Annotated in this window: 2 protein-coding genes and 1 pseudogene; all 3 read right to left on the reverse strand. The window is 47.9% G+C overall.

From position 1 onward, the window contains the following. Window positions 1-4,408: pseudogene (locus LUQ50_RS03165) on the reverse strand (cyclic beta 1-2 glucan synthetase); the annotation flags it as partial. 339 nt (window positions 4,409-4,747) lie between these two features. Then, complete coding sequence (locus LUQ50_RS03170) at window positions 4,748-5,581, reverse strand: DUF169 domain-containing protein (protein WP_300036073.1); 834 nt, start codon at window positions 5,579-5,581, stop codon at window positions 4,748-4,750. A 2-nt stretch (window positions 5,582-5,583) separates the two neighbouring features. Then, window positions 5,584-6,018: a MarR family transcriptional regulator gene (locus tag LUQ50_RS03175; RefSeq protein WP_300036076.1), complete on the reverse strand. Its 435-nt coding sequence runs from the start codon at window positions 6,016-6,018 to the stop codon at window positions 5,584-5,586. Window positions 6,019-6,494 lie beyond the last annotated feature (476 nt).

Consider the following 6,494-nt stretch of genomic DNA (forward strand, 5'->3'; position numbering starts at 1 on the left):
TCCTCTGCCTGCCATATTCTATCTGTCTGGTAACCACCGTACGGTAGGTTCTATCCAGAAGAGTATTCTCATAATTCGGCATCAGAAGAAGTGGCATGAGGTATTCGAACATCGACCCACTCCAGGAGATAAGTGTTGTTCTTCCCTTTCCGGTGGTCGTGAGCAGACGCCCTAACGCAAACCAGTGCTCCTGGGGAAGGTCTCCCCTGGCAATTCCGATAAAGCTGGTCAGTCGTGCTTCAGATGCCAGGAGATCGTAAAAACTGGCATCGCGTTTGAGATCTGTCGCATTATACCCGATGGCAAGAAGTTTGCTGGTTTGATCATACAGGAACTCATACTCGATATCTGCGTATGTTTCACACTCATCAGCACGCTCCGATATCATCAGAATGAGATCTTCTGCCCGTATGCTTGAAATTCGCATCTCTTCAAGGGTTTGGGCAAGCCATTGATACCCGGAACCAGGTGTACTGGCAGGAGTTTTTCGTGCTGCAACCCACTCCAGCAAAGGACCGAGTTCGCACCTAAAAACCTCTCTGATATCTGCAACTTCTCTGAATGTTGGAATGTGGTTACTCAGGGACTCATATTTTTTCAGGAAGAGGGAGAGAGCGGACGAAATCTCTGCAGGGATCTCATCCCAGAGCGTGTCAGGATGATCTCCGGTGGATGTCCATGAAATAAAGGATGCTACATCAATCTCATGACTCGTTATCTGGCGCAATGTTGCATCTGCCCACCATCTGACTTCATCATCAGGATATGAACTGAGTGCAGCCAGAAGATCTGATGCCATCTCATTCAGATCTGCAAGTGAACGGATGATCCCGGGAACCGTTTCCAGGATCAGGGACACCGACTCCTTCAGGTCCGCAATTTTTGATTGAACAAGGACCGGTTCTTCTCCCGTACTCTTTTCAGATGCTTTCAGAGCATCGGTGAGGAGGTGAAGCACATCAGAGAGTCCATCAGCAAATTTCGTTGAAATTACCGGCTCTTTAGGGAGTTCATAGAGTCCCTGCCGTAACACCAGCAGATCTCCGACCAGGTTGCCGCTATCGACCGTGGAGATGTACCGGGGAAGCAGGGGCTCTAGTGTTATCGTATCATACCAGTTGTAGAAATGACCACGGAATCTCTTCAGTTTCCCCATGGTTGTCAGGGTGCGGTGAGTTCGATTCACGAACTCACCAGCAGGAATGTACCCGAAGTCGTAGGCAGTAAGATTTGCGAGGAGAGAAAGGCCGATGTCTGTCGGAGAGGTCCGGTGAGCAACAGCCTCAACCGGTTGTTCCTGGTAGTTGTCAGGGGGGAGATGATGATCTTCTGCGGTGACAAAGGTCTCAAAAAAACGCCAGGTTTTGCGGGCAATCCTTCTCAAATACCGGTTCTGTTCTGGAGAAAGGGGAAGCGTACGGGATCTTATCGGCTGGCTTATCCACCAGGCTGTTGCAGGAGAGAGGATCCATGCACAGGCGAAGGGAATGCAGCACAAAGAGACAGATACGGGAAGTATCCCGGTGAGTATGAGCAATGCTGCGCCGATAACCGGTGCAGGCCACATAACGCGGTACGAACCTGAAATATCAGAGACACCTATTCGTCCGGCTTCCTGGTGGGTAGTCCATTCAAGCAGGCTCCGATGAGAGATCTTCATCCGCCAGCAGGAACGGAAAATGGCATCAAGAGAGATGTATGCTTCAAAGGGGAGGAAAGCGAGAGTGAGCAGCGGAACCGCGATCATACCCCGGAGATCATGGCCCATATCATGGATATGCATCCTCCAGGTATGCTCTCCAGGCTTTCGGATGATCTTATGAGTTACCATGATTATTGGCGGAATCAGGAAGAGTGATATGATAAAACCAGTCCAGAAGAGCGGATCCTGGAGAACCGTCCATGAAAGAAGAAACAGGAGAAGGGTAACCGGGGTAGTGAGGCTTCTTCTCAGATTATCAAAGATCTTCCACCGCGAGAGAAGAGAAAGGGGGTTTTGCTGCTTTTGAGATGAATTATCAGGAACAGATGGAAAGATCCAGGGGAGAATCTGCCAGTCGCCTCTTATCCACCGGTGTCTCCGGATGATATCAGCCAGGTAACTGAGGGGATATTCTTCAAAGACCTGTACATCACTGACAAGACCTGTCCTGGCATAGCAGCCTTCCAGAAGATCATGGCTTAAGATGAGGTTCTCCGGAAACCTACCATTCACTGCCAGGGAGAAGGTTTCGAGATCATAGATCCCTTTTCCAATGAACGATCCTTCGTGGAATGCATCCTGGTATACATCTGACACCACACGGGTATAGGGATCTATCCCCTGTTCTCCTCCGAAGAGCGATACAAACCGGGAAATTCCTGATCCGGAAAGAGAGATTGCAACACGCGGCTGAAGAATTCCGTACCCTCTCCTGATCACCCGGGTTGTCGGATCAATCCGTGGTCTGTTCAGGGGATGCGCAATCGTTCCGATAAGGGTTCGTGCACTATTTCTCGGGAGATCGGTATCGGTATCTAACGTTATCACGTACGTGATACCCGTAAGAGCTTCAGGATTGCCGGCGACATGAGAGAACGGATTATTTTCTGGATCAGACAGGAAGGTACTTAACGCTTCGAGGATTCCTCTTTTCCGTTCGTACCCCATGAACATCCCTTCACCTAGGTTCCAGGTCCGGCTCCGGTGCATGAGAAAAAAGGCATCAGGGTTTTCTTCCCGGTATTTCTCATTCAGGTTCTCAATCCCGCAGGAAAGCAGGGATACCAGTTCTTCATCTTCAGGCATCTGTGCTGCAGGGGCATTTTTGAGATCTGTCAGCAGAGCAAAGGAGAGATTTTTCTCCTTATTTGCGAGAAACCTGATCTCAAGTGAATCAAGTAGCCTGGAAATATCTCCAAATCCTGAAAGAACCGTGGGTATGACGACGACAGTTCTCCTGTTGTTCGGGATCCCTTTTGCATAGTCCATCTTCGGAAGAGAGACCGGCGTGAAAACCAGGGTGCATACCCAGTTCATCACGTTCAATGCACCCTGACTGACCGGAAAGAGAAGCAGTATCAGGATGGGAAGAGTAATGTACCAGCCAGAGATGATGAGGCCGGATAATGCAAAATACAGAACCAGGAGGGTGACGGATACCATTCCACCGATATAGAGGGGAAAGAAATGAACATGCCCGGCTCTTTTGATCCGGTCGATGCCTGAAGGATGATGAAAGAGAACTGCTTCCAGCGCACCTCTTCCTTCATCTATCAGATAATAGCCAAGATGGGACTCCCTCTCTCTCTTTTCGTCTCCGCTTCGGGCCAGTGATGCAAGTTGTACCGCTTTTTGTGCAACCAGATCCTCTGATACCTCACCATTCCTCGCAATCTCCTCAACCACATGGCGATACCAGTCCCTGGTTTCAAAATCCATCGCTGCGTATTCATCTGCCGGATCACTACGAAGGGTATGCTCTACAATACTCAGCCGCTCTACAAAAGAACGCCAGTCACTGGAATCGAGAAGGCGAAGGCTGCTTATACTGTTCCCAAACGAGACCTGGTCAGCAGCCTGAGCCTGGATCTCGGCACTGATCATCTGTTCGAGGGTCTGGTTTTTTTCAGATAACCGCTGTTCTATCCATGAAAGAGCAAATAAGAGAGTGCCAGAACTCCCCTGCAACTGGCGTGACATCTCGGCGACAAAAGCACTGGTCAGGGGGGGATCCGACCGGGCCATATCGGCAATGACAAGGATGAGGCTTTTGGGATCCTGCCGTGCCATTCTGGTCATGCGATCCACCCAGTAATTGGCTGAATCCCTATCAGACCTGTTTTCAGAGATGATATCGGCTACCCTGCGCAGATTCTCGATCAACGCGAGTCTGAACATGATCGGGATTGCCCAGAGTTCTCCGAGCTTGAGAGGAGTGACCTGCTGATACGCATCGATAAAAGCAAAGAGGTTTTCCGTATCAATCCGGCCGTCACTGTGGGCGATGAGTTCTCGTGCAATATGATAGACCCGTGGATATCCTTCCAGCGGTCCGTTTGCAAGATGGGGAAGTTCTTTGCTATACTCTTCTGGAAGGTGCAGGCGAGCGGTTCTGATCTGTTCTTCGACCAGGTAGAAATTATCCAGGAGCCATTCACCTGCAGGAGCAACAGGAGACTTCTCTTCTATGACAGTATTGAGGAGTTTGTGAGTTTTTAATAAGATTCGTTCGTTATCGGCAAGGCGGGGAAGAAGGCGATCCTCTCCTTTCCTGGTATCGATCCGGTAACAACCTGCAATATCCTTTGCATGCTGCTCCAGCTGATCTCCGCTGAAGAGTTCGTCCCGGAGGGGGCCTCTGTCAACCAGTTCGCCAGAAGAAATCTTTTCTGTCCGCTCTTTTCTGAATGCAAATATATTCCTCAACGCCGTTTAATTCTCCGATAATTTTTTCCAAGTTCGAACATACAAAACCAAAATGTGAAAGTTTTACATTATTCTGTTATCAGGAGAGAGACTGGTCTGCTTCGTATTATACCTTCTGATCAGGAGAGATCAAACACAAAATACCATGGTTTTATTCGGTTCATCAAACGGGATGCGGTTTCGTAATATTACGAGAAAACTCGTTCAGAATTATTAATTAGAGAAGGATATTTTAAATTTATCTTCCGTTATTAAATTGGTTATTTTCTGAAATCTCATGTAATGAATATTCTATATCGATCAACGAAGAAGTACGAGAATACATGGGGAACCGGGGATTTATACCCCATCCCTGAGTTCTATCCAGAGTTCAGAATCCAGGATACTTCCCGTGGCATTTCTCTCCATCTCAAGGAATAACTTGTACGGAACAGAGAACGTGAGTTTATCAGATCCCAATCTCCGCCGCACTGATTTTCTTGCCATCAGATCAGTAAGACCAATAACAGCACGGGGGTTTTCTGACTTCTCTTCGTTGTATGTACATACTCCCATTGCCTGGCATCCTGATGCTCCAGCTGCAACAACTACTCCGTCAGTGATCTGACCACGGTGATAGTTTGCCAGGATGGATAAAACTGAGATTTGATCAGGATTTGCCAGAAAGATTACACTTTTGATCATCTCATCCGGTTCTGTGAGAGAGAGCGGTTTGAAGAGAACATATTCAGTTGGAACATCATAAAACGGCAATGCATTGAGAAATTCTTTCGCTACTGATGGATTTTTCTTGATCCTCTCTCCGTCTTTGAGCATCTCTTTCTGGTGAGGGTTCGAGAGTGTATCAAGACGGGCATCATAAGCATCAACGTCTTTGCATCCTTCTCGTCCATTCGAGAGGAAACAACAGAAGTTCTCTTCATTTCCTGAAGAATGCGTCTCAAACGGACGCCCGAATCCTATTCCCACGGCCCCTCCACAGCAACCGAAAGCATTTCGAGATAATGCGGTTATCTTTCCATCAAGGACAGCCTTGGCATAGTACCACATGATACATGCCCAGGTTCCGGGCCGTATCTCAAGAGCATGTTCTGGTTTTGTGTTGCTCCACACGATAGCGACCGGTTCAGTTTTTAGCCCGGTCTTTTTGGCGATCTCACTTGTGATAACCATAATCAATCTTCTTCGGTGTTCAGGTTCGAAATGACGCGTTTGATGAGAGTATAGAGGGCATCTTCTTCTTTAGCTGATAATCCGCAAAGAACGGTCTCATTGATCTGATCTCCTATCCTGACAAGATCTTTTTTGAGGGCAAGCCCGGATTCGGTGAGAGAACAGATCCACTGCCGGTTATCTGCCGGGTGTTTTGTCCTGATGATGAGGCCGGTTTCCTCAAGTTTTCTGATTTCCCTGGAACAGAGACCTTTGTCGATCTCAAGATCTCCGGCGATCAGCTCCTGGTTGGATCCATCATGGTTGGAGAGATACCGGAGTATTGAATACTGCGTGATCTTTATCCCAAATCCGGAGAGTTCATTGTTTAATCGTTTTTGGATAAGCCAGTATGCAAGTGCCACGTACTTTCCAAACAGCCCTTCCGTTTCTCTCATGCAATTAGTTGATGAGTCAACAATACATATAATGTTGACGGGTCAACGATTAAAAAAGATCTGAAGTTTTCAAGTAAGTAGATAACTCTTCAATCTCAATCACAACCTCTCTCCCAGACAGGGATAACTCCACCGGTCCCCCGGGTTGAATTCATCTATCCCTTCCTCCCGGCTCATCACCGCCCGGGCATCATCCTATGAGATCCTCCCAATCTCACCCGCCCCATCGATGATCACCCTGACTACTCCTGCGCCAGAGGATCAGGCTTCAGCCTACAGACCTGGCATCTCCTATGACTTGTGGCCAGACTCAGTATTTTCCATTATCTTTAGGACAATAACATCCTCAGGTTAAGAGTAAAAACGGCCAAGTCCTCATACATTGGATGATTTGTTTTGAGCGTAATACGCATGTTCCTCCGGATTGCATAGATCCTGTTTTTTGAGTTCATGGTTTCTTTAATGCTTGTTTATAA

This window comes from Methanospirillum sp. (assembly GCF_028679455.1).
In the GTDB taxonomy this organism is placed as follows: domain Archaea; phylum Halobacteriota; class Methanomicrobia; order Methanomicrobiales; family Methanospirillaceae; genus Methanospirillum.